This window comes from Streptacidiphilus carbonis (assembly GCF_000787775.1).
Lineage (GTDB): Bacteria > Actinomycetota > Actinomycetes > Streptomycetales > Streptomycetaceae > Streptacidiphilus > Streptacidiphilus carbonis.
Genome location: NZ_BBPM01000041.1, coordinates 37046 through 57903 on the forward strand (window position 1 = coordinate 37046; position 20858 = coordinate 57903).

Below are 20858 nucleotides of genomic sequence, written 5' to 3' on the forward strand. Positions count from 1 at the left end.
CGGCGGGCCGGGGGCAGGCGCCCTCAGCCCGCCGTCCTGGCCTTGATCCGCGGCGCGTCCCGGGAGAACGGCCGGAACCCGAGGCCGTAGTAGAGCCCGCGCGCGGCGGGGTGACCCGGTGCCCCAAGGCAGGCGACCGTCATGTGGGTGGCCCCGGCAGCCCGCGCCAGCTGCATCCCGTGCAGCAACATCGCCCGGGCCAGCCCCCGGCGCCGGTAGTCCGGATGCGTCCCGACCGGCTCGAACTCGGCGGTCTTGTTCACCTCGTCGAGCCACATGATCGTGGAGCAGGCCATCGTCCCGTCCGGCGCCTCCACCAGCAGGTGCTGGTCGCCGCGGTACGGCGGCGACTGCCGGACGCCCTGGTAGGCCTCGGCCGAGTACGGCGAGGGGGCCCAGGCGGCCAGGTGGGCCTGGACCACGGCCTCAGGACCGGCTTCGTCGGCGTTGCGGAACCGGAACCCGTCCGGCTGCACCGGCTGCTCCACCTCGACCAGGTCCCGCTCGTTGAGCTGGGTCCACTCCCCGTCGTCGCCGAGCGCCTCCGGGTCGTCGCCGTAGCCGTGCGCCGACCACCGCCGCAGGCCGAACTCGTCGGCGGCGCTGGGCAGTACGGTGCGTTCGAGGCCCGCGGCCAGGTCGTCGAACCAGTCGATCACCTCGTCCACCAGCGCGGCGTGGTCGGGATGGACCTGGTATGCCAGGTAGGCGCCGGTGACGTCCCTCACCGACCCGTCGCTCCGCCGCACCTGACGCGGCATCTGGGCCCACGCCCAGGCCACCAGGTCCCCTTCGGAGAACCACAGCCGACGCGGCCAGCTCGCGCCCTGCGCGGCATGCCCCTTGCCCCAGTTCCAGGCCAGCTCGCCGTACGACGCGTCGGCGTTCACCAGGTCCGGGCGGGCGGCGGTCACCCGCTGCGCCATGCCCTGCATGAGCCGGATGTCCGCGGCGGTCAGAAGCTCGACATTCGTCATGAGGGGTCACTGTGCCAGGACCCGGTACCGCCGTCGAACCGCTTTCCGGGACCCCCGTCGGCAAAGATCTTGACGGTCGGGCTTGCCGAACGACTACTACCGATATATCGTTGAGGCATCGAGACCACTCGATAGAACTCGTTCATGAAAGGACGAAGATCATGCGTACAGGAATTCCATTCGAAGACGCGCAGCCCGGGGGCCGACCCGGCCGGGGCGGGCGCGGAGAACACGGTCACCGGGGGCGCGGTCCGCGCGCCGAGTTCCGGCAGGCGTTCGGCGGGTTCGGCCCGCCCCGCGGAGAGCCCGGATTCGGTCCGGGGCCGTTCGGACCCGGACCCGGTTTCGGTCCGTTCCGGGGCGGTGGTCCTGGTGGGCGCGGCGGCCGTCATGGCGGCCGGGCCCGGCGCGGCGACGTCCGCGCCTCGCTGCTGGCGCTGCTCAAGGAGCGGCCGATGCACGGCTACGAGATGATCCGCGAGATCGCGGAGCGCTCGGGCGGCGGCTGGAAGCCCAGCCCCGGATCGGTCTACCCCACTCTCCAGATGCTGGAGGAGGAGGGGCTGATCAGCAGTGAGGAGACCGGCGGCAAGAAGCTGTTCCAGCTCACCGACACCGGTCGGGCCGAGGCCGACAACGGCCCGGAGGCCCCGTGGGACCAGGCCGGCCAGGGCGAGCACTGGCAGGTCTTCAGGGAGTTCGGCCAGGCAGAGGGGGCGGTGCGGGACGCACTGCGGCAGGTGGTCATCACCGGCAGCCCCGAGCAGCGCACCAAGGCGCTCGCCGTGCTGGCCGACGCCCGCAAGAAGCTCTACCTGATCCTCGCCGAGGAGGCATGACCCGGTGACCGCCCCGGCTACACCACGGGGCGGATCGGGGGTTCGCGCAACAGCCGGTCCACATGGGAGCGGCGCAGACCCTGGCCCGGGTCGACCGGAAGCAACAGCCGGTCGGCCCGGGCCCTGCTGTCCCTGAGCACCGCCTCCGGGATGAGGTCGTCCACCCAGGCGAAGGGCCGGCCCGCGGCATGCCGGACGATCGGCAGCCAGTCCCCGCCCGCCCTGCGCCCCACCGGGACGAACGGCAGCTCGGGCAGGTGCAGCAGCGGCGCGATGCAGAGATTGGCGTACGCCTCCCAGGTGCTGGCCCAGACCAGTTGGTAGACCTCCGCGAGCTCGCGGAGCCAGGTGCCGTGCCGGGCGGATATCAGCACGGTGCTGCCCTGGATCCGGTAGATGGTGAAGTCGCCCTCGGGGCGCGGGCAGACGGGGTTGAGCACGCCGTCGACGTCCAGGTACAGCAGCGGCTTGTCGGCACGGGTCCGGACACCGGCTGGGGCGCTGCGGGGTGGCGCGCTGCCGGGTGGCTTGCTGCCGGTCAGGGCGCCGCCGGTGGGGGTGCTGCCGGTGCGGCGCGGCACCGGCAGGGGATCGGCTGGCAGGGGATCGATGGAGGGCTCCGGGAGCGGCGGCGGCGCGGTCGGGTGTGACCGCTGCGGCACGGCTGTGACCGCTGTGGTGTCCGACGTGCCGTGGGCCGTTGTGGTTGCGGTCGACCGGGGGCGCGGGGTGCTGTCGCGCGCCTGGCCGTGCAACCGCGCGCCGGATGGCGAATGGCGGCGCGAGGGGTGGCGTACTTGCGGAACACGGCAGTTGAGGGCGGCCCAGGGGGGTGGTGCATTCCGCGCGGGTCGCCTGAAACCGGGCGAGGTCTTTGGGACCATCGTATCTGTGGGTTGACTGTTGCTCACGCTGCGCAGCAGACTTCGTCGTGGCGACCGGCCGACGGGCGCCGATGCTTCTGCCCCGTCCCCTGCCGACGATGTGGTGGACCACGTGTTTCCTGACCTCTACGGTGCCGCGGATCTGCACAGCCCCGAAGACCTCCAGAACCCTGGAGACCCCCACGGTGCTGACGATCTGTCCGGTGCCGAGCATGCACGCCCGCGCCCCGAATCCGCGGGCGCGCTCGCGCCGGTGCTGGCGCGTGCCCGCCGACGGGCCGTCCGCGCGGGCGACGGCGAGATCGACAGCGGGCACCTGCTGCACGCCCTGCTGGAGAGCGACGAGCACGCGCTCGGCCTGGCGGCCCCTTCGCCCACCCAGGCAACCAGACTGATGGGGTATCTGGCCCAGCGGAGCATCGGGTTCGGGCGCCACTGGCAGCAGGGAGAGGGTGAGAGCGCCGACGAAGGGTCCGGCATATCCAGGCAGCGGCTCGCACTGCCGCTGCCGCCGGGACTCAGCGACGCCGCCGCGGCGGCTGTCGGCCGCTGCCGGGTCGCCGCGCTGCTGCGGGACGCCGCCGAGGCGGATCCGCTGGACCTGCTCGCCGAACTCGCCTCGGACCCGGCCAGCCGGGCGGCCAAGATGCTCAAGGGGGCCGGCGCCGACCCTGCCGCGGTGGCGGAGCGGGCCCGCCGGCGCTGAGCGGGGACGGGGCAGCGGGGAGACGGGGGCAGGTGGGGGAAGGGGGCCGGGGGCGGAAGCCGGGACGTGGCGAGACCCGGGAGCGGTATCCATCTCCCGGGCCTCTGGTGATGCCACCCAATTGCTTGCGCCAGCACGTTTAAGAGCTGCGGATCATTCTCAAATCGCCGTGTTCTGCCTTTGAACTACCCCTGCAGGATGGAGCAGGGGGCCGGACTTGAACCGGCATCCGACGATGGTCGTCCGCACTCGTTCGACCTGGCGCTCGGCGGCGAATGCTGAATCTGGAGCGAGAGTCTGAGATTGATCGCGGCTGCCTCTGCCTGCTTGGGCTACCCCGGCCCGCTGGTGCCGGGGGGAGGAGTCGAACCTCCACTGGACCGCGTCGGTCACGACAAGCTTCAGTTTCAGCTTGCGCTCCTGGCGCACCCCGCCCGAGGACGGGGGTCTATGGGGCTACCCGAAGAGGTAGCCGAACACCTTGCCGCCGACGCGCCGGTCGCTGACCTCCGCGCCGTTGGCTTCCTCACGAGCGTACTTCACCGCCTGCTGCAGCTTCTCCACCCGCTCCAGCAGGTCGTTGACCCGCTTCGCGGGCAGGGCGCCGGAGAACTTGACGGTGGTCCAGTAGCCGACGGCGACGTCCTCCGTGTAGACCTCGACCTGGGCCGGGTGCTTCTCGGTGGCCTCGGCCTTGACGTGGTTCCGCATGACCTTGCGGGTGCGGATGGTCCGGGTCGGCTCGGTGCGCCAGGAGTCCGTCGACTCGTCCCGCGACCAGGCCTCCGAGGCGTCCAGGACCGGCAGCTTCTTGACGAAGGTGTGCAGGTCGACCAACTGCTTCTCCAGGAACAGGAGGTAGCTGACCGGCGCGGCCTCGACGATGACGTCGCCGTCGACGACGACGTCGGCCTTGGCCGTGCAGTTGGCCCAGTCCTTGGTCGCGGTGACGTCGAAGAGGCGGGTCAGCGTGGCGGCGGTGGACCTGAGTACGTCCTCGGCCTTCACCTGGACCCGGGTCGACTCGGGCGGGAACTGGTCGCCCTCCTCGTCCTTGGGCTGGTACGTCCGCGAGATCCCGGCCAGGAGCGCGGTCTTCTGCACGTCGTGGTGGGCTTGGGTGAGGTCGGCGAAGGACTTGGACTTGACGCCCTTCTCCACCGCGATGATCTGATTGAGCTTGGTCACGCTCGCTCCCTTCGGGCCGGGTCGAACGCTAGCACGGAGATCGCTCGGTGAAGTCGGGATTTATCGGGCTCCGGCCCTGCTCCCGGCGATGAACTCGCGGATCAGCCGGGCGAGGACGGCCGGCTGGTCCAACGGGATCAGCGTGCGGGTGTCCGCCACCTCCACCAGCCGTCCCTGTGGCAGCAGTTCGGCCAGACGCCGGCCGTGCGCCGACGGCATCACCCGGTCCTCGGCCGCCCAGACCACCAGCGCCGGGCGGTCGAATCCGGGCAGCGATTCAGCCGTCCTGACCAGGAGCTGACGGTCCGCCATGACCGCTCGCAGCATCCGCACGGCGTCCCTGCGGATCCCGGGCTGCCGCATGGCCGGCCGCACCCAGCGGGCGGTGGCGGCGTCCCCCCGCAGGGTGAGTTGCCCGAAGGCGACCGGGAGCCGTCGCAGCGCCCGGAGCCGCATCTGCTGCATGAACAGCCCGAACAGCGTGGGCGGCAGCCTGCCGCTGAGCGCGAGGGTCCTGCCGGTGAGCCCCGGCGGGAGATTGTCGAAGGCCTCGCAGGAGGCCAGTACGGCCCGGCCCACCCGGGTCCGGGCGCTTCCGTCGCACATCAGCAACTGGACCAGAGCGCCACCGGTGTCACTGCCGACCAGGGTGACGTCCCGCAGGTCGAGCCGGTCCATGAACTCGGCGACCAGAGCGGCGATCCCGGGGAGGGAGAGGTCGGCGTCGGCGCGGACCGGGTGGCGGTGCGCACCGAACGGCAGGGTCGGCAGCAGGCACCGGTGGTCGGCCGCCAGGTCGGCAACCGGGCCCTCCCAGAGTGAGGCGTCCATCAGCATTCCGTGCAGCAGCACGACTGTCGGACCGTCACCACCGCTGTCCTGGTAGCTGATCGTCCCGGCGGAGAGTTCGAGTTCGAGCTCCCTATCCTTCTCTTTCGCCTTCTCCTTGCCCTCGGTGCTCATGCTGTCGGCTCCGGCAGATGCCGCAGCAGGAAGGAGAGTTCGGCCTCGACGGCCTGCTCGTGCGACTCCAGGAACGGCGCGTAGTGCCGTCCGGACACCCGGACGACCTCCCCGCGCGGGGCCCGCCCAGCCGCCTGGACGCCGGGCTCGGTGAGCACGCTCTGGTCCTGGTCGCAGACGAGCACCAGCAGCGGGCACGTCACCTGGTCCGCCTTGAGCCCCGGTCGGTAGAAGCCGACCTGGAGGGCAATGCGTGCGGCCACCCGCTGGTCCCAGTCGGTGTGGACGCCGTCGGGGTCCAGGGCCCGGGTGCCGTCCATGGCGTCGGGCGTGGTGAGCGAGGCGACCTCGCCGCGATGGCCGGCGGCGGGCACCAGCAGCGGCTCCCGGCCGATCAGCGCGCCGAGTCCGTCCGCGACGGCCAGGCCGGTGAGGCGCAGCAGCGCGGGCAGGGTCATGTTGCGCAGCGCGTTGGGCGCCGCGGCCCGGCCGTCGGCGAGCGGAGTCTGCGCGATCACCGAGGCCAACTGCGGGTTGGCCGCAGCCACTTCGAAGACCTCACCGCCGGCCAGGGAGAAGCCCCAGAGTGAGACGGCGGCCGGGTCGACGTCGGGCAGGGCGGCGGCGAAGCCGATCGCGGCCTGCCAGTCTGCGAGCTGTTCGCCGATGTCGACCACCTGCCGGGGACTGCCGCCGCTCCCGCCGAAACGGCGGAAGTCGAAGGCGAGGACGGCGAACCCGGCGGCGTTGAACCGCTGTGCGAACCGGTCGCTGGCCGGCCCCTTGGTGACCGCCGTCCCGCCGGCCATGATCACGCAGCCGCCGTTGGTCCCCGGGTAGTGCAGCGCGGCGCATTCGGTGCTGCCGCTGGCGAAACGGACTGTCTCTCGTCGCACGGACACCGTCATGCCGACCTCCATGTGGTCTCGAAGTCATCCTCGCTAAAAGTGAACCACGTGGCTCACAATCGTGTCAGGTCATTCTTGCCAGGACTTCTCCGGATCGTCGGGCGGCTTGCCCGGCTGGATCGGGCGACCTGGCATCATCGACCGGGTTGTGCAGCGACAGCGAGAGGACGTCTGACCATGGACGACGCCGATGGCCACGCCGATGCCCAGGGCGATTCCGAGGCCGGATCCCAGGCGGAGGGGACGGTCGGCTACCGGCGCTCGACGGGATCGCGGCGGGGCGAGGCCAGGCGCCGGGACCTGCTCGAACGCGTCACCGACGACCTCGCGGTGAACGGCCTGGCCGACTTCTCGCTACGGCGTGCCGCGCGGTCGGCCGGAACCACGCACAAGGTGCTGCTGTACCACTTCGACGGAGTGGAGGACCTGCTCAAGCAGGCCGTCTTCCAACTGCGCGGACGGCGGATCGACAGTGCGCTGGCCGCGGCCCGGGGAGCCGGGGATGCGCGGACCCGGACCCTGGCGGACCGGGTCCGCGCCATCTGGCCGATCCTGATGGGCGAGGAGACCGGGCTGCGCCGGGTACTGGACCAGGCCATCGGCCTGGCGATGTACGACCCGGTGCGCTACGCGGAGCTCGGGCAGGGGGCGACCAGGCAGTATCTGCCGTCACTGCTCTCCCTCTGCCCGGAGGGCTGGTCCGACCAGCGGAAACTCGAGGTCGCCGAGATGATCCTGGCGACCCTGCGGGGCTTCATCGTGGACCGCGCGACCAGCGACGGCGAGGGCTACCCGGCCGGGGCCGACGCCGGCTTCGAGGCCCTGGCGCGCGCGCTGGAACGCGAGGAGGCCGCCGACGGGTAGCCGTGGTGCGGCTGCGGCTGCGGGTGCGCGTGCTGTCCTCGGCCTACTGGTGGACGGTGAAGCCGTGTTTGCTTCCGAGCTCGGCCAGGCTGCTCTGGCCGGGGATCCCGTTGGCATCGGCGCCGCTGAAGCCGAGTCGGCGCTGCCAGGCCGCGTACGCCGTCACGGTGTCCGTGCCGAAGGATCCGTCGACCCGCTGGGCCGGGAGCAGGCCCTCGGACTCCAGCGCCTGCTCGACCGGGAGCACGTCGGCGCGGTGCGCGGCGCTGCCCTGCGGGGCCGGGCCGTCCCGATGGGCGGAGTCGACGACATTGGCGAGGCTGACGCTGACGGCCGGGCCCGACGGGCTGGACCAGCGCCAGGAGGCGACCGCCTTGCCGCCGCGGTAGTCGCGCGGGTCCGCGGTCGGCGGGCACTGCCCGTCCGGGAAGCGCGGGGCGAAGTACCCGGTCACATAGCTGTCGGCGCGGGCGTGCGAGTGGCTCCAGACGCCGTTGCCCTGACCGTTGTCCCCGGCGCCGCTCTGAATGCTGTTGCCGCCCTTGGTGTAGACGTTCACCGGGTCGAATCCGACGACGATCTCGGTGTGCGACCCATCGCCGAAGTCGACCTCCGCCCCGACGCTGGGGTACTCCGACCACTGCCCGTGCGCCTTGGCATGGGCGGCGATCGCGGACACGCTGTCGACCTTCGGCACGATCGCGCTCAGACCCACGTCATTGAACATGTCCCAGTCGAAAATGGCGCACCACGGCACGCCGTCCTCGCCGTACTCCTGGCCGAACCGGGTTCTGTTGTTCCAGCCGTCGCCGCTCACCCAGGTCTCGTAGACCCGTTCCGGGATGGACATGACGTGGTCGACGAGCTGCTTCCACTGCGGTGCGCCCATACTGCGAACCTCCCGGCTTCGAAGAACGAGCCGGACGGCACCACCGCCGCCCCGCCGGATGCAGCGTTTCGGAGAACCAATGCGTCATCCAGTACCGACCCGCAGAAGTTCGGCAATTACCGACACTGTTACGGAAACTGGGCCAAGATAGACAAATTTCGCCCGATCCGTCGCGTGCTGCTGTCGTGATGTCACGGATCGGACGGCTCCGTGCACCTGACTGTAGGAGCTGCGGTGTGACCGACGGAGGGATGCCGACTGTGCAGGATGACGACGGTTTCGTGCTGCTCTACCGGCAGCACCGGTCGGCGTTGGTGTGGCATGTGCGGAGCCATGGTGCGAGCGAGGCGGAAGCCACTGACGCGGTGCAGGATGCCTTCGCCGCGGCGCTGCGTGCGGGGGGCCGGATCCGTGATGGGCGGGCCTGGCCGGCCTGGCTGCGGACGGTCGCGTTGCGGTCGTACCTGCGGGGGCGCAGGGGAGCGGACGGGCTGTTGGTGCTGGTGGCTGATCCCCCTGATCTGGTTGCGGCAACCGGGTCCGTCGGCGATGCGGTCGAGGCGCATCGGGAGGAGGAGTTGGTGCTGTCGATGCTGGCTGCGTTGCCGGCCAGGCAGCGAGAGGTCTTCGGGCTGCACTACGAGGGGTGGAGTACCGCCGAGATCGCCGCCCGCCTCAGCATGGGGCAGCCGGCGGTCCGGCAGAACCTCGCCCGCGCCCGCCGAACACTCAGGGAGTCGATCAGCGAAAAGGAAGGGGCGCCCGAATGAATGCCGGCGATGGCGGACATGACGACGAGTACGACGCGACGGATGAGTTGGTCCGGAGGGTCAGGGCCCGGTTCATTGCATGCTCCGACGCGACATTCGACTTCGACGCCGGGCTGGCCGACGTCCGCAGGCGTGCCGGGCTGCCGGTCGCGCCGTCCGGCGCCGGCATCGGCGCCGTCGGTCGCATCGACGGGCTCGCGTCGCTGCTCGGCGCCGTGGAACAGCGCGGAGCTGGTGCCGATTCGGCGATCGATCAGATCCGGTGTGCCCGTGAGGTCCTGTTCGAACTGCGCCACGCCTTGCTTACGCGGACGCCGTTCGATGCCGGGCAGTTGCTGGACCGGATCGGCGGCCAGGTCGAGCGGGCCGACCGGATCCTCAGGGACAGCGGCACCTCACTGGACGAGGCGATTTCTCAGCGACTCGGCGAGGTGCTCGACCATCCGGTGGACACCGCCGGGGAGCTGCGGGCTCTGCGCGGTGAGGTCGCTTCTCCCGGGCTCGGTGGACGGCGGGACAGCAGCCCCTCTGCGTCGCGAGCACGGGCGGCCCGCGACGCCGAACCCTGGCCGTGAGGACCGGCGTTCGGATGCTGGTCCGGGGAGGCGACTTCCGCACCTTCTACGCCGGATATGCGACCTCGTTGCTGGGGACGGCGATGTCGACCCCAGCGGCCGCGTTCGCCGTGCTGGGCGCGGGTGGTAATGCGACCGGCCTGGGTTGGGTGATGGCAGCGGGGATAATGCCGCAGGTCGCCGTAATGCTGCTGGGCGGAGTGGCTGCCGATCGGTTCAGCCGGCGGCGGGTGATGCTGGCCGCAGACGCGACCCGCTGCGCCGCGCAGGTGGCCATGGCCGCCGCACTGTTCCTCGGGCGGCCGCACATCTGGCTGTTCGTTCTGCTGGCAGTGTTCCGGGGAACGGGTGAGGGCTTCTTCCGCCCCGCTCTCAGTGCGCTCACCGTCGAGATCACCCCACGCAATGAACTCGGCGACGCGAACGCTCTGTTCGGCCTCGCGCGGTCGGCGACCACGATCGCAGGACCGGCCCTGGCCGGGCTCCTGATCAGCGTCAGCGGACCGGCGCTCGTCATCGCGCTGGACGCCATGTCGTACGGAGTGAGCGCGCTGGCCCTGGGGCGCCTTCGCGTTGGCGGTGCCGCTGCCAGTGATCCCGTATCAGGGCGATCGCTTGTTCGCGATCTGGGGGAGGGGTGGACGGAGTTCCGATCCCGCCCCTGGCTGGTGGCGACCACCGTGCAGTTCGCCTTCGTCAACCTGGTCGTGTGGGGGCCGTTCCTGCTGCTCGGGCCGGTGCTGTCGGTCCAACGCCTCGGTGGCGCGGGGGCGTGGGGCGTGATCATGGCGGCGTTCGGCGCGGGAGCGGTCGGGGGCGGGTTGATCGCCCTGGGTCGCAGGCCCAGGCGCCCGCTGGTCTGGTCCACCGTTGCGACGCTCGGCTACGGGCTGCCGTGCGCCCTGTTGGCGATCCAGGCGCCGGTCGCGGCCGTTGCCGCGGGCGCGGTGGCAGCCGGGATCGGCTCGGCCCTGTCGGCTGCCTTCGCCGGTACGGTCCTGCAGCAGCAGGTGCCTGCGGCAGCGCTCGCACGCGTCAGTTCATACCAGACGTTGGGCAGTTACTCGGCCGGCCCGATCGGCCTCATGGCGGCCGGACCGCTGGCTCTCGCCGTCGGTCCCGCTGCCGTCCTCTGGTCCGCCGCAGCCTGGGCGACCTTGAGCAGCATGGCGGTCCTGGCCGTACCCGCCGTCCGGGCGACGGAGTACGCAGCCCGGCCGAGCCCCCATCCTCCCGCCGTCTCCAGCGTGCACGATCGCTCCCGCTGAACCACACCCTCGCGGGAGAATGGCGGGCATGGATGACGCTGCTGTGTTGGCCGACGACGGTGTTCGGTTGTGGGCGGTGCGGTCGGGGGACGGGGTACCGGTGGTGTTCTGTCATGGCGGGCCCGGGTTGTGGGACACCCTCGGCGATGCTGCTGCGCTGCTGCTCGGTGACGGGGTGGCCGTGTATCGGTGGGATCAGCGCGGGGCCGGGCGGTCGGAGCGGTGCGGGCCGTACTCGGTGGGGCAGTCGGTGGCTGATCTGGACGCGGTCCGCAGGCATTTCGGGCTGGACCGGATGACGCTGCTCGGCCATTCCTGGGGTGCCCAACTGGCCCTGGAGTACGCGTTGCGGTATCCCGAGCGGGTGGAGCGGCTGGTCTATGTGTCCGGTATCGGGATCGATCCGTCGGCCAGTTGGCGTGGTGCGTTCCGGGAGCGGTTCTGGGAGCGGCTCGACGGTGAGCGGCTGGAGCGGTGGACCTTCCTCGACGGTCTGCCGCGCGGTGGGGAGGAAGACCGTGAACTCTGCGTGCTGCAGTGGTCGACGGACTTCGCAGACCCTGACCCGGACGTGTGCATCGCGCATGCCGAGCGCATGGCGACTCCCTGGTTCGGAGTCAACTTCGAGTGCAGTGCGGCGATCAACGCCGAGAACAGGCGCGACTGGGGAACCCCTGCGCTGCGCGCCCGTTGCACGGGGCTGCGGGTGGCGACCCTGATCGTGGACGGGGAGTTGGACCTGCGGCCGCGTGACGCCGTGGACTCGTTGGAGGCCGCGCTGCCCGAGGTGTCCAGGGTGGTCCTCAAGGGAGCGGGCCATCTTCCGTGGGTGGAGGAGCCGGCGGGGTTCGGGGCCGCGGTTCGGGGGTTCGTGCTGGAGCGTGGCGGCCCCGGAGACGGCGCATCGCCGCCGGCCGGACCGCTGCGCTGATGACGGCGAGGGCGATGGTCGCGAGGCCTGAGGCGGCCAGTACCTGACGGGGGCCCGGGACGGTGGTGAGCGGGCCGCCGAGGGCGGTGCCGACGGGGGACGCGGTGAGCAGGGCACCGCGAGCAGGGAGTACCTGCCCGCGGTGTCCCAGGCGTGCAGGACCGAGGAACCGACAAGCCGTGCTGAACCCGATCCTCTACATCGCCCTATGTCCGCGAGGAGCAGTCGCCGTGCGGGGAGGCGGTGCCGACGGGGGCCGAACAGGAGTGCGCCGGCCGTGCCCGTCCCGCGTCAAGGGGCGATGGCGGCCCGGAGGGCGATGGGGCTGGGTCGCGGGGAGCTGTGCGGCGTCAGATGATCGGATCATGGACGACGTGAGCGGTCGTACCGCGCAGGTGTGGATCAGGGACGAGGTCGAGGGCGAGGCCGATCCGAAGCATGTCGTGATGCAGGTCTACGACCCGCGGAAGCGCCCGGTGGGGCCCGAGGCCGTGGTCCGGACCAGGCACGACGTGATCGCTGTCGCCGACGAGTACGGGGTCCGGCTGGACCAGGTGCAGTTCCTCGGCGACAGCGCGCGGACCGTGGACCAGAACTCCGGTCCGTCGCCCGCCTGACCTGCGATGTCGCCCGTCCGGGCGAACCATGGAGGTCGAAGTGGACCGAGATGACCTTCGGGCGCTGTTGGAGGCCGAGGGGATCCGGCGCAGCGCGTACAGCCTGGACGGGGGACTCCCGGACAACGCCTACTGCCTGGACCGCGACGGGGCCGACTGGATCGCCTACCACTTCGGCCGGGGCAGCTGCTCCTGGCTCCAAAGGTTCCGCGCCGAGTCGCCGGCCTGCGAGTACCTACTGGGCCTGCTGCGCGCGGACGCCCGGGCGCAGCAGGCCCCACGCTTCTGAGCCCCGCCGGGCACCTTTCGACGCGGGTGCTCCCGAGATCAGGACGGCGGCGGTCAGGGTTCTCTTCACTGCCGACCTTTTCAGGTCGACTCCAAGATGAATCCGCAGCCTTCGCACCGGGAGGACGCCGCTCACCGTACCTGATCCCGGGCACGATGCGTGACTCAGTTCTCCGTGACCCAGCCCGCTTGTCGGGTGTCGGTGATCCGTTGGAAGGCTCCTTCGACCTCTCCGGCGTCGACGATCTCGGCGATGGCCTCGACCATCACGGAGATGCCGGGGGCGCGGACGATGAGGCCGTCGGAGCACCAGAAGGAGGCTGCCTCGCGGGTCTCGTTCCACTGGTGCATCAGGCGATCGACTTCGGCGAGGGTGAAGATCGTCGCGGTCCAGCCCGAGCCGTCGGGAAGGTGGATCCAGGCGTCGACATTGCAGACGTCATCGGGGAGCTCGTCCGGCCCGACCGCGAACCGGGCCTCGAAGCCGTCGCCTTGGACGCAGTAGAACGGGCCTTCCCACCGGCCCCCTGCCGTGCTCCTGATCTTGTCCTCGTTCACGCCCGGAGCATGGCAGTAGCCGCGCCCCGCGGCAAGGCTCCGGCCCCGCCGGAAGAGGGAGCCTGGTGGGGCCGCAGGGCGACCGGGCCGTCAGCCCATGGACTCCAGGGTGCGGCCCTTGGTCTCCTTGATGAAGAAGTAGACGAAGGGGATGGAGAGCAGGGCGAAGCAGGCGTAGATGACGTAGGTCGCCGACAGGTTCCAGTCGGACATGGTCGGGAAGCTGACGGTGATGGCCCAGTTGGCGATCCACTGGGCGGCTGCGGCCACCGAGAGGGCCAGGGCGCGGATCTTGTTGGGGAACATCTCGCCGAGCAGGACCCAGACCACCACGCCCCAGGAGAAGGCGAAGCAGAGCACGAAGACGTGGGCCGCGACCAGGGCGACCGTGGCCTGTGTGTTCGGGAGGGTGGCCGTGGTGCCGGTGCCGTGGCGGTAGGAGAAGGCCCAGGCCGCCACGCCGAGGGCGACGGCCATGCCGGCCGAGCCGGTGAGGGCCAGCGGACGGCGGCCGATCCGGTCGACCAGGGCGATCGCGATGACCGTACCGACGATGTTGACCAGTGAGGTGGAGACGCTGATCAGCAGCGAGTTGCTGGCGTTGATGCCGACCGACTGCCACAGCAGAGAGGAGTAGTAGAAGATGACGTTGATGCCGACGAACTGCTGGAACACCGAGGCGCCGATGCCGATCCAGACGATCGTCTGCAGCCCCGCCCGGCCGCCCAGCAGGTCGCTCAGACTGGACTTGTGCTCGGAGGCCATCACCTGCTGGATCTCCGCGATCCGGGCGTCCGGGTCGCTGTCCTGGCCCTCGACGTCGCGCAGCACCGCGCGGGCCCGGTCCATCCGGCCGACGGAGATCAGGAAGCGCGGCGACTCGGGGATGGCGTAGGACATCAGGAAGTAGATCAGCGCCGGCACGGTCTCCACGCCGAGCATCCACTGCCAGGCCTGGATGCTCGCGAGGTGGTCGTTGGGGTTGCCGCCGGCGGCCTCGTTGAGGGCGTAGTTGACCAGCTGGGAGATGAAGATGCCGAGCACGATCGCGCCCTGCTGGAACGAGGCCAGCCGCCCGCGCACGGCGGGCGGGGCGACCTCGGCGATGTAGGCGGGGGCGATGACCGAGGCCATGCCGATGGCCACACCGCCGACCACGCGCCAGATGCCGAGGGTGAAGATGTTGGGCGGAAACATCGAGCCGACGCCGCTGATGGCGAACAGGACGGCCGCGATCTGCATCACCCGGATGCGGCCCGTCCGGTCCGCCAGCCAGCCCGCGCCCATCGCACCGGCGGCCGAACCCAGCAGCGCGACCGAGACCACCAGGGCGGTCTCGCCGCTGCCCACGCCGAAGTGGTGCTGGATGCCGGTGACCGCGCCGCTGATGACGGAGCTGTCGTAACCGAACAGAAAGCCGCCCATCGCGGCTGCGGCGGCGATGAAGATGACGTGACCGAGGCTGCCCTCGCGGGAGGCTGGTTGCTGTGATGTCGCCGAACTGGTCAGTGGAAGCCTCCGAGGGTGCGGCGGGACGCGGCACCGGCCGCGTCCCCGAACTGATGGTCCGTCCGGCCAGCCTAAGAACGGGGGCCGTACGGGGACGGACGCCAGGCCGTTCCCTGGGCCGTCCGGGTGCACGCCTGCCCCGGACGGCCCAGAGCACTCCGGACGGGTGGGATCAGTGTTCGACCGGGCAGCCCTCGGGCCCGGCGAGGCGGACGTCCCGTCGGCGCAGCAGCTGGGTGCGGGCGCCGGGGTCGGCGGGGCGGTCGCGGAGGCGCAGCTGTTCGGCGACGGCGGTCTGGAAGTCGGTGGTCTTCTTGTCGTCGTACTTGAACTTGGGGCGGACCTCCTCGATCCGCAGCCGCAGCCCCCGGATGGCGGACAGCATCCGGCCGAACGGCGGTTCGCCGGGCACGATCGGACGGTGTGGCACGTCCGGTTGCATGCGGGCGGTCTGACGGTCCAGCAGGGCGGCCTTGGCGGCCGGGTCGTCCACCGGTTCGGCGGTGCAGACCAGGTGGACCGAGGCGTAGTAGGTGGTGGGGACGCCGTCCTCGGGCGGAGTGTCCGCCGGGGCGCGCCAGGGTCCGGGGACGAAGGCGTAGTCGTCGGTGACGGCCAGGGTGACCCGGGGGTTGGCCTCGATGGCGGCCCAGACCGGGTTGGGCCGGGCCAGGTGCAGCAGCACCTCGTCGCCGCCTCCGGCTCCAGCGCTTCCCACATACAGGAACTGGGTCGGCACCAGCACCGGCGCGGCGCCGTCCGGGCCGTTGGCGGCGAGCACGCCGAAGTCGCGGGCGGAGAGCCAGGCGCGCCACTCGTCGTCGGCGCCGCGGTCCCAGGGGTTGATCAGCATGGTCGACACACCTCGCGTCGCGGTGGACAGGATTTATGCACTAGTGCATAGTGTTCTTTGTGCTAGGAGATTATCGGATCACGGGACGCCGGGCCACTGAGATCGCGGCCGACATCGAACACGCCGTCAGCTCCGGCATCCTGGAGCCGGGCACCGCGCTGCCGCCGCTGCGGGATCTGGCCGGGGAGTTGGGCGTCAACCCCAACACGGTGGCCGCCGCCTACCGGTTGCTGCGGGACCGCGGCGTGATCGAGACGGCCGGACGACGCGGCAGCCGGATCCGCTCCCGCCCCTCGCTCACCCCCCGCGACGCCTTCCGCCCCGCCGTCCCGGCCGGCACCCGTAACCTCGCCGACGGCAACCCCGACACCGCGCTGCTGCCCGACCTGGAGGCCGCGGTGCGGGCGGCCGCGCTGGAGCACCGCGGCGACCCGGTGATGTACGGGGGGCCGTCGCTGGACCCCCGGCTGCGCGGCCTCGCCGAGTCGTCCTTCGCCGCCGACGGGATCCCGGCCGCCCCGGTCGGCGTCGCCTCGGGATCACTGGACGCCCTGGAACGGATCTTCCTGGCCCGGCTGCGCCCCGGCGACGCGGTCGCCGTCGAGGACCCCGGCTGGGGCAGCCTGCTCGACCTGCTGCCCGCCCTCGGCCTGAAGGCCGTGCCGGTCGCCGTGGACGACCGGGGGCCGGTGGTCGCGGACGTGGCCAGGGCGCTGGACGAAGGAGTCCGCGCGCTGGTGGTCACCGACCGCGCGCACAACCCCACCGGCGCCGCGATCGGCGCCGAGCGCGCCGCCGCGCTGCGGGCGCTGCTGACGGAGCGTCCGGGCGTGCTGCTGGTCGAGGACGACCACGGCCACGGCATCGTCGACCTGCCGTTCCACCCGCTCTGCGCCGGACCGGACGGCACACCCACCACCGCGGCCTGGGCGGTGCTGCGCTCCGCCGCCAAGTCCCTGGGGCCGGACCTGCGGGTGGCCGTGTTCACCGGCGACCCGGAGACCATGGACCGGGTACGCGGCCGCCAGCGGCTCGGCGCCGGGTGGGTCAGCCATCTGCTGCAGCGCACCGTCGCCGGGCTGTGGGCGGTGGAGGACAGCGCCCCCGCGGCGGCGTCCTACCGGGTCCGTCGGGACGCGCTGCTGTCGGCGCTTGCGGAGCGCGGGGTGGCGGCGCACGGCCGCAGCGGCCTGAACATCTGGATCCCGGTGCCGGACGAGACCGCGGCCTTCGCCGGGCTGCTCCAGCGCGGGTGGGCGGTGGCGCCCGGCGCGCGGTTCCGGCTCGCCTCGCCGCCCGGCGTGCGGCTGACGGTCTCCCCGTTGACGGTGGACGAGATGCCGGGGCTGGCCGAGGACGTCGCCGCCGTGCTGCGGGGCAGCGACGGCGACGTCCGCGGGGTGTGAGCCCCGGCCGCGGCCCGGGTTCGGGGTGTGTGGGGGTTCGGGTCAGCCGATGAGCAGGCCCTGCGCCCTGGCGTGCTGCAGCCAGTTCGCGTACCCGGCCGTCATCAGGTCGTACAGCTGGTCGTCGGTCAGGTTCGCCGGGTCCTGGACGCAGAAGAAGTCGGCGTTGTCGAGGTAGCGGCCCGGCAGGTCGTCCAGCTCCTCCAGGAAGCGGAAGGTGCCGTCGCCCCAGTTCGCCGCCATCGCGGCGAACCGGCGGGCGAACCGCGACTGCTTGGCGGGCGGCGCGGCCTCGGCGACCTGGGGCGCGTCGACCGACTTGGAGGACCGCCCAATGCCCATGAACTGCCAGAACAGCGGCTCGTAGCTGGAGGAGAGGACATGGGCCTTGGTGGCCGCCTCGCTGGTGGTGTGACCGTCCGTCACGAACATCACATAGACCGGCTGGCGGTCCGAGATCGGGCCGTTCCGCAGGTCGGCCGAGCCGAAGTACTGCTGGCGGATCAGGTGCATGGCCGCGGCGTAGTCGGTGCCGCCCTCCAGCCGCCACTGCTGCAGCATCCGGTCCGTCCAGCCCTGGTAGCTGTCCATGCCGACGCTGCCGGCCTCGTGCCCGCGCGCGCCGAACAGGAACACGTCCACCTGGGCGTTGTCGTCGAAGCGCAGCCCGAGCGCCAGCACCCGTTCGACCAGTGACTGGACCTTGCCGGAACGGTAGAGGCCGCCCATCGAGCCGGAGATGTCCAGGCAGAGGGCGACCCGGGCGGTGTGCTCGGACAGGCCGCGCTTCTCCAGGGTGACCGCGGCGCGCTTGGTGAGGTCGAGCAGATTGCGGTCGCCGCGGTCGGCGAGCTGCTTCTCCAGGTTGATCAGCTTCTGCTTCTTGAGGCTTATCGGGGCGCCCGGGGCGCCCGGGGCGGCCGGGGCGGCCCCGGCGGGTGCGGACGCGACCGGTGCGGGGGCAGGCTGCTGGTACTGGGGCGCGGGCTGCTGATACGGCTGCTGCTGGTACTGCTGCTGGTACTGCGGTTGCTGCGGCGGCGCGGGCTGCTGGTACTGCGGCGGGGGCGGGCCGAAGCCCGCCGGGGGCTGCTGCGCCGGCTGCTCGTCGCCCTCGACGGAGATGCCGAAGTCGGTGGCCAGCCCCTCCAGGCCGGAGGCGTACCCCTGCCCGACCGCGCGGAACTTCCACTCCCCGCCGCGCCGGTAGAACTCGCCGAACAGGAACGCCGTCTCGCTGGTCGCGCCCTCGATGTCGAACTCGGCGACGCTGCCGCCGTCCTGGGTCATCACCCGCAGCCGCAGCCCGGGCACCTGGCCGAAGGTGCCGCCGTCGGCGGAGGCGCCGACCACGATGCGGTCCACGGCGGGCTCCACCGCGGCCAGGTCCAGCAGCACAGCGTCCATCATCTCGCCGGGCTGGGGCCGCTTGCCCTCGTACCGCACCGAACCGGAGGCGTGCTGCGGCTGGTTGTAGAAGACGAAGTCGGCGTCCGAACGCACCTTGCCGGAGCTGTCGAGCAGCAGCGCGGACACGTCCACGTCCGGGCCGGGCGCGTCGGTGCGCCAGCTCACCACCGCGTGCAGGGCTGTCGTCGGTACGGGGCAGTTGGCGCCCTTGCGCATCGAGGTCATACCGACATCCTGCCTGCTGCGGCCCGTGTGACAAGGCATCCGTACCGATCCGTGACACCTTCGCGTCGCGTCGCGTGGCACGGGTGAGGGGCGGCGACTCCCGGAAGCCCGGGGACGGTCGCCGCCCCTCACCTGCGCACGCTCCCGGCGTCAGCCGCTCTTGCGGCGGAAGTCGCGCTGTCCGCCGGACTTGCCGTGGGCTCCGTGGATCTTGGACGTCTCGGCGCTGCCGCCTGCGGTCGCGGAGTCGGCGTGCTGGCCGCTCTTGCGGGCCAGCGCCTCACGGAACTTGCGCTTCACGTCCTCCGCCGTGTCGGCGGAGCCGGTCGCCGCCTGCTGCGCGTCCTCGGCCTCAGCCTCCGGCGCTGCCGCGTCGCCGGAGGTCTTGTCGGCCACTGCGTCTTCAGCCATGGGGGCCTCCTGTCGTCAATCGAGCACAGCCCGTTCGGCTGCCTGCACAGTCTGGCACGGGACGGCGGCCCGGTATTGATCAATGGTCGGCGGCGGAGGCTCCCAGGCGTGCCGCCGGGGTGACACCGGCGCCCCCGGCGGTGTCCAGGCGATCGGTGAGCCGCTGCAGCATCCCGTGCAGCAGTCGGATCTCGGCCGGGTCCAGCCCGAGGTCGGCGGCGCAGTCGCGGACGGCGCGCCGGGCGTCAGCCGAAAGGCCGGCCCCCTTGGCGGTGAGGTTGACGTCGACCGAGCGCTCGTCCTGGATGCTGCGGGTGCGCTGCACCAGGCCGGCCGCCTCCAGCCGCTTGAGCAGCGGCGACAGCGTGCCGGAGTCCAGCCGCAGCAGCTCGCCGATGCGCTTGACCGGCAGTTCGCCGTGCTCGGTCAGCGCCAGCAGGACCAGGTACTGGGGGTAGGTGATCCGGAGCTCGCCCAGGGCGTCGCGGTAGAGGCTGCCGAAGGCGCGGGAGGCGGTCTGCAGGGCGAAGCAGATGTGGTCCTCCAGGCCGAGGAGGTCGTCGGCGGTTGCGGTGGGCTGCTTGGACATGTTTCAAGAGTACTACTCAGTTGTGCACAACTGAATTGTGTGTGATGCTTATGGGGCAGGGAACGCCGAGAGCAATCCAGGAGGAGACACCGATGGACGCCATCTACACCGCCGCAGCCACCGCCAATGGACGTGAGGGCCGCGCCGTGAGCTCCGACGGGCAGCTCGACCTCACCCTGGCGATGCCGCCCGCGCTGGGCGGCGACGGCAAGGGCACCAATCCCGAGCAGCTGTTCGCGGCCGGCTACGCCGCCTGTTTCGCCAGCGCCCTCGGCCTGGTCGGCCGTCAGGCCAAGGTCGACACCAGCGAGGCCTCGGTGACCGCCGAGGTCAGCATCGGCAGCAACGACAAGGGCGGGTTCGGCCTGGCCGTGGTCCTGCGGGTGGAACTGCCCGAGGCGCTCCAGGGCGAGACCGGCCGCGGCCTGGTCGAGCAGGCGCACCAGGTCTGCCCGTACTCCAACGCGACCCGCGGCAACATCCCGGTCGAGCTGGTAGTCGAGTAGTCGAGCAGTCGACAGATCTCTTTGTTACCACTTCTCCACTTCTCCTTCAGGCGGTCACCGGTTCCGGTGGCCGCCTGTCGGCATGTTGACGCCGGGTCAGAGATCGTCGGGGGAGCGTTCCTCGGCGTCCACGAAACGGCGCAGCAGTCGGAGCAGGTGGCTGCGCTCGTCCGGTTCGAATCCGGCGAGCAGGCTCTGGCCCGCCGCGTCGGCGCGGCTGTGGATCTCGGCCAGAACGGAGCGTCCGGAATCGGTCGCCTCGATGGCATGGGCGCGTCGGTCGGTGGGGTGCTGGCGGCGCACCGCGAGCCCGCGCGCCTCCAGTTCGTCGATGGTGCGAACCATCGTGGACTTGTCGCTGCCCAGGCGGACGATCAGATCGCGCTGGGTCACCGGACCGCCCCGGTCCAGTTGCAGCAGTACGCCCGCGTGGCGGGGGTCGATGCCCAGGGGCTGCAGCCGTCGGCCGAACTCCCTGGCCGAGCGGCGGTGCGCGCGGCGCAGCAGCAGGCCGACGGCCCCGGCCTCGGTGAGCCGACCGGTGGCCTGCAGGGCGGTGTGTGCGGCGTCCTCGGCGTCTACGTCTACGTCTACGTCTGCGTCGGGGTCGGCTCCGGCCTCGGCGTCGGAAAGGGGGTTGGCGTCCATGGGGACCGAGTATATGCTCCAGTTGAGATAGTTCCATTTGGGACTGTCTCAATAGGGACTTGAAATCCACACGGGG

At 71.5% G+C, this 20858-nt stretch carries 24 protein-coding genes and 1 pseudogene; 11 read left to right on the forward strand and 14 right to left on the reverse strand.

Annotated features, from left to right (window positions below; all coding sequences use genetic code 11):
* Positions 1-23: 23 nt before the first annotated feature.
* Entirely contained in the window at positions 24-977 is a 954-nt protein-coding gene (locus tag TR46_RS26680) for a GNAT family N-acetyltransferase (RefSeq protein WP_042405859.1), read from the reverse strand.
* A gap of 161 nt (positions 978-1138) precedes the next feature.
* Between TR46_RS26680 and TR46_RS39920 the strand changes: the two genes are divergently transcribed.
* Positions 1139-1816, forward strand: coding sequence for a PadR family transcriptional regulator (locus TR46_RS39920; RefSeq protein ID WP_084718948.1), 678 nt, complete (start codon positions 1139-1141; stop codon positions 1814-1816).
* Between the two features lie 17 nt (positions 1817-1833).
* On the opposite strand, the gene TR46_RS43705 is transcribed toward TR46_RS39920, so the two are convergent.
* On the reverse strand, positions 1834-2397 hold the full coding sequence (locus TR46_RS43705) for an HAD domain-containing protein (protein WP_236655523.1): 564 nt from the start codon (positions 2395-2397) through the stop codon (positions 1834-1836).
* 415 nt (positions 2398-2812) lie between these two features.
* Between TR46_RS43705 and TR46_RS26695 the strand changes: the two genes are divergently transcribed.
* Positions 2813-3406, forward strand: a complete 594-nt coding sequence (locus TR46_RS26695) for a Clp protease N-terminal domain-containing protein (RefSeq protein WP_236655524.1) — start codon at positions 2813-2815, stop codon at positions 3404-3406.
* 346 nt (positions 3407-3752) lie between these two features.
* Here the strand turns inward: TR46_RS26695 and TR46_RS41390 are convergent.
* The 4 genes and pseudogenes from TR46_RS41390 to TR46_RS26710 all read right to left on the reverse strand — a co-directional run bounded on the left by TR46_RS41390 (position 3753) and on the right by TR46_RS26710 (position 6465).
* Positions 3753-3841 (reverse strand): annotated as a pseudogene (locus TR46_RS41390).
* 21 nt (positions 3842-3862) lie between these two features.
* Positions 3863-4594 (reverse strand): DUF7873 family protein, encoded by a 732-nt coding sequence (locus tag TR46_RS26700; RefSeq protein WP_042405862.1) that lies wholly within the window; start codon positions 4592-4594, stop codon positions 3863-3865.
* Positions 4595-4654: 60 nt separating this feature from the next.
* On the reverse strand, positions 4655-5557 hold the full coding sequence (locus tag TR46_RS26705; RefSeq protein WP_042405863.1) for an alpha/beta fold hydrolase: 903 nt from the start codon (positions 5555-5557) through the stop codon (positions 4655-4657).
* Positions 5554-6465, reverse strand: a complete 912-nt coding sequence (locus tag TR46_RS26710) for an alpha/beta hydrolase (RefSeq protein ID WP_042405912.1) — start codon at positions 6463-6465, stop codon at positions 5554-5556. The genes TR46_RS26705 and TR46_RS26710 overlap by 4 nt, the downstream gene beginning before the upstream one ends.
* A gap of 177 nt (positions 6466-6642) precedes the next feature.
* On the opposite strand from TR46_RS26710, the gene TR46_RS26715 reads away from it, so the two are divergent.
* Complete coding sequence (locus tag TR46_RS26715) at positions 6643-7329, forward strand: TetR/AcrR family transcriptional regulator (RefSeq protein WP_042405864.1); 687 nt, start codon at positions 6643-6645, stop codon at positions 7327-7329.
* Positions 7330-7372: 43 nt separating this feature from the next.
* Here the strand turns inward: TR46_RS26715 and TR46_RS38300 are convergent, their stop codons facing one another.
* Positions 7373-8218, reverse strand: coding sequence for a peptidoglycan-binding protein (locus TR46_RS38300; RefSeq protein ID WP_052433111.1), 846 nt, complete (start codon positions 8216-8218; stop codon positions 7373-7375).
* Between the two features lie 236 nt (positions 8219-8454).
* Here TR46_RS38300 and TR46_RS26725 point away from each other — a divergent pair, with 236 nt between their 5' ends.
* From TR46_RS26725 to TR46_RS26750, 6 genes are all read left to right on the forward strand, one after another.
* Positions 8455-8988 (forward strand): RNA polymerase sigma factor, encoded by a 534-nt coding sequence (locus TR46_RS26725; protein ID WP_052433112.1) that lies wholly within the window; start codon positions 8455-8457, stop codon positions 8986-8988.
* Positions 8985-9563, forward strand: coding sequence for a hypothetical protein (locus tag TR46_RS42575; RefSeq protein ID WP_042405866.1), 579 nt, complete (start codon positions 8985-8987; stop codon positions 9561-9563). The genes TR46_RS26725 and TR46_RS42575 overlap by 4 nt, the downstream gene beginning before the upstream one ends.
* Before the next feature lie 14 nt (positions 9564-9577).
* Positions 9578-10831 carry an MFS transporter gene (locus TR46_RS26735; protein WP_042405867.1) on the forward strand — a complete coding sequence of 418 codons (1254 nt, stop codon included), beginning with the start codon at positions 9578-9580 and terminating at the stop codon, positions 10829-10831.
* Positions 10832-10859: 28 nt separating this feature from the next.
* Positions 10860-11762: an alpha/beta fold hydrolase gene (locus TR46_RS26740; RefSeq protein WP_042405868.1), complete on the forward strand. Its 903-nt coding sequence runs from the start codon at positions 10860-10862 to the stop codon at positions 11760-11762.
* Positions 11763-12127: 365 nt separating this feature from the next.
* Positions 12128-12379, forward strand: a complete 252-nt coding sequence (locus TR46_RS26745) for a hypothetical protein (RefSeq protein ID WP_042405869.1) — start codon at positions 12128-12130, stop codon at positions 12377-12379.
* 40 nt (positions 12380-12419) lie between these two features.
* Complete coding sequence (locus tag TR46_RS26750) at positions 12420-12668, forward strand: hypothetical protein (RefSeq protein WP_042405870.1); 249 nt, start codon at positions 12420-12422, stop codon at positions 12666-12668.
* A gap of 164 nt (positions 12669-12832) precedes the next feature.
* Here the strand turns inward: TR46_RS26750 and TR46_RS26755 are convergent, their stop codons facing one another.
* From TR46_RS26755 to TR46_RS26765, 3 genes are all read right to left on the reverse strand, one after another.
* Complete coding sequence (locus TR46_RS26755; RefSeq protein ID WP_042405871.1) at positions 12833-13225, reverse strand: hypothetical protein; 393 nt, start codon at positions 13223-13225, stop codon at positions 12833-12835.
* A gap of 90 nt (positions 13226-13315) precedes the next feature.
* Positions 13316-14734 (reverse strand): sugar porter family MFS transporter, encoded by a 1419-nt coding sequence (locus tag TR46_RS26760; RefSeq protein ID WP_042405918.1) that lies wholly within the window; start codon positions 14732-14734, stop codon positions 13316-13318.
* A gap of 172 nt (positions 14735-14906) precedes the next feature.
* Positions 14907-15587, reverse strand: a complete 681-nt coding sequence (locus TR46_RS26765) for an FMN-binding negative transcriptional regulator (protein ID WP_042405872.1) — start codon at positions 15585-15587, stop codon at positions 14907-14909.
* Positions 15588-15646: 59 nt separating this feature from the next.
* Here TR46_RS26765 and TR46_RS26770 point away from each other — a divergent pair, with 59 nt between their 5' ends.
* Complete coding sequence (locus tag TR46_RS26770) at positions 15647-16993, forward strand: aminotransferase class I/II-fold pyridoxal phosphate-dependent enzyme (RefSeq protein WP_042405922.1); 1347 nt, start codon at positions 15647-15649, stop codon at positions 16991-16993.
* Positions 16994-17035: 42 nt separating this feature from the next.
* Here TR46_RS26770 and TR46_RS38305 read toward each other — a convergent pair whose 3' ends face one another.
* From TR46_RS38305 to TR46_RS26785, 3 genes are all read right to left on the reverse strand, one after another.
* A complete protein-coding gene (locus TR46_RS38305; protein WP_052433113.1) occupies positions 17036-18628 on the reverse strand; it encodes a VWA domain-containing protein in 1593 nt (530 codons plus the stop codon).
* Between the two features lie 150 nt (positions 18629-18778).
* Positions 18779-19039, reverse strand: a complete 261-nt coding sequence (locus TR46_RS26780; protein WP_052433114.1) for a DUF5302 domain-containing protein — start codon at positions 19037-19039, stop codon at positions 18779-18781.
* 79 nt (positions 19040-19118) lie between these two features.
* Entirely contained in the window at positions 19119-19628 is a 510-nt protein-coding gene (locus TR46_RS26785; protein ID WP_042405873.1) for a MarR family winged helix-turn-helix transcriptional regulator, read from the reverse strand.
* Between the two features lie 92 nt (positions 19629-19720).
* Here TR46_RS26785 and TR46_RS26790 point away from each other — a divergent pair, with 92 nt between their 5' ends.
* Positions 19721-20134 (forward strand): organic hydroperoxide resistance protein, encoded by a 414-nt coding sequence (locus TR46_RS26790; RefSeq protein WP_042405875.1) that lies wholly within the window; start codon positions 19721-19723, stop codon positions 20132-20134.
* A 96-nt stretch (positions 20135-20230) separates the two neighbouring features.
* Here the strand turns inward: TR46_RS26790 and TR46_RS26795 are convergent, their stop codons facing one another.
* Positions 20231-20782, reverse strand: a complete 552-nt coding sequence (locus TR46_RS26795) for a MarR family winged helix-turn-helix transcriptional regulator (protein ID WP_052433115.1) — start codon at positions 20780-20782, stop codon at positions 20231-20233.
* Positions 20783-20858 lie beyond the last annotated feature (76 nt).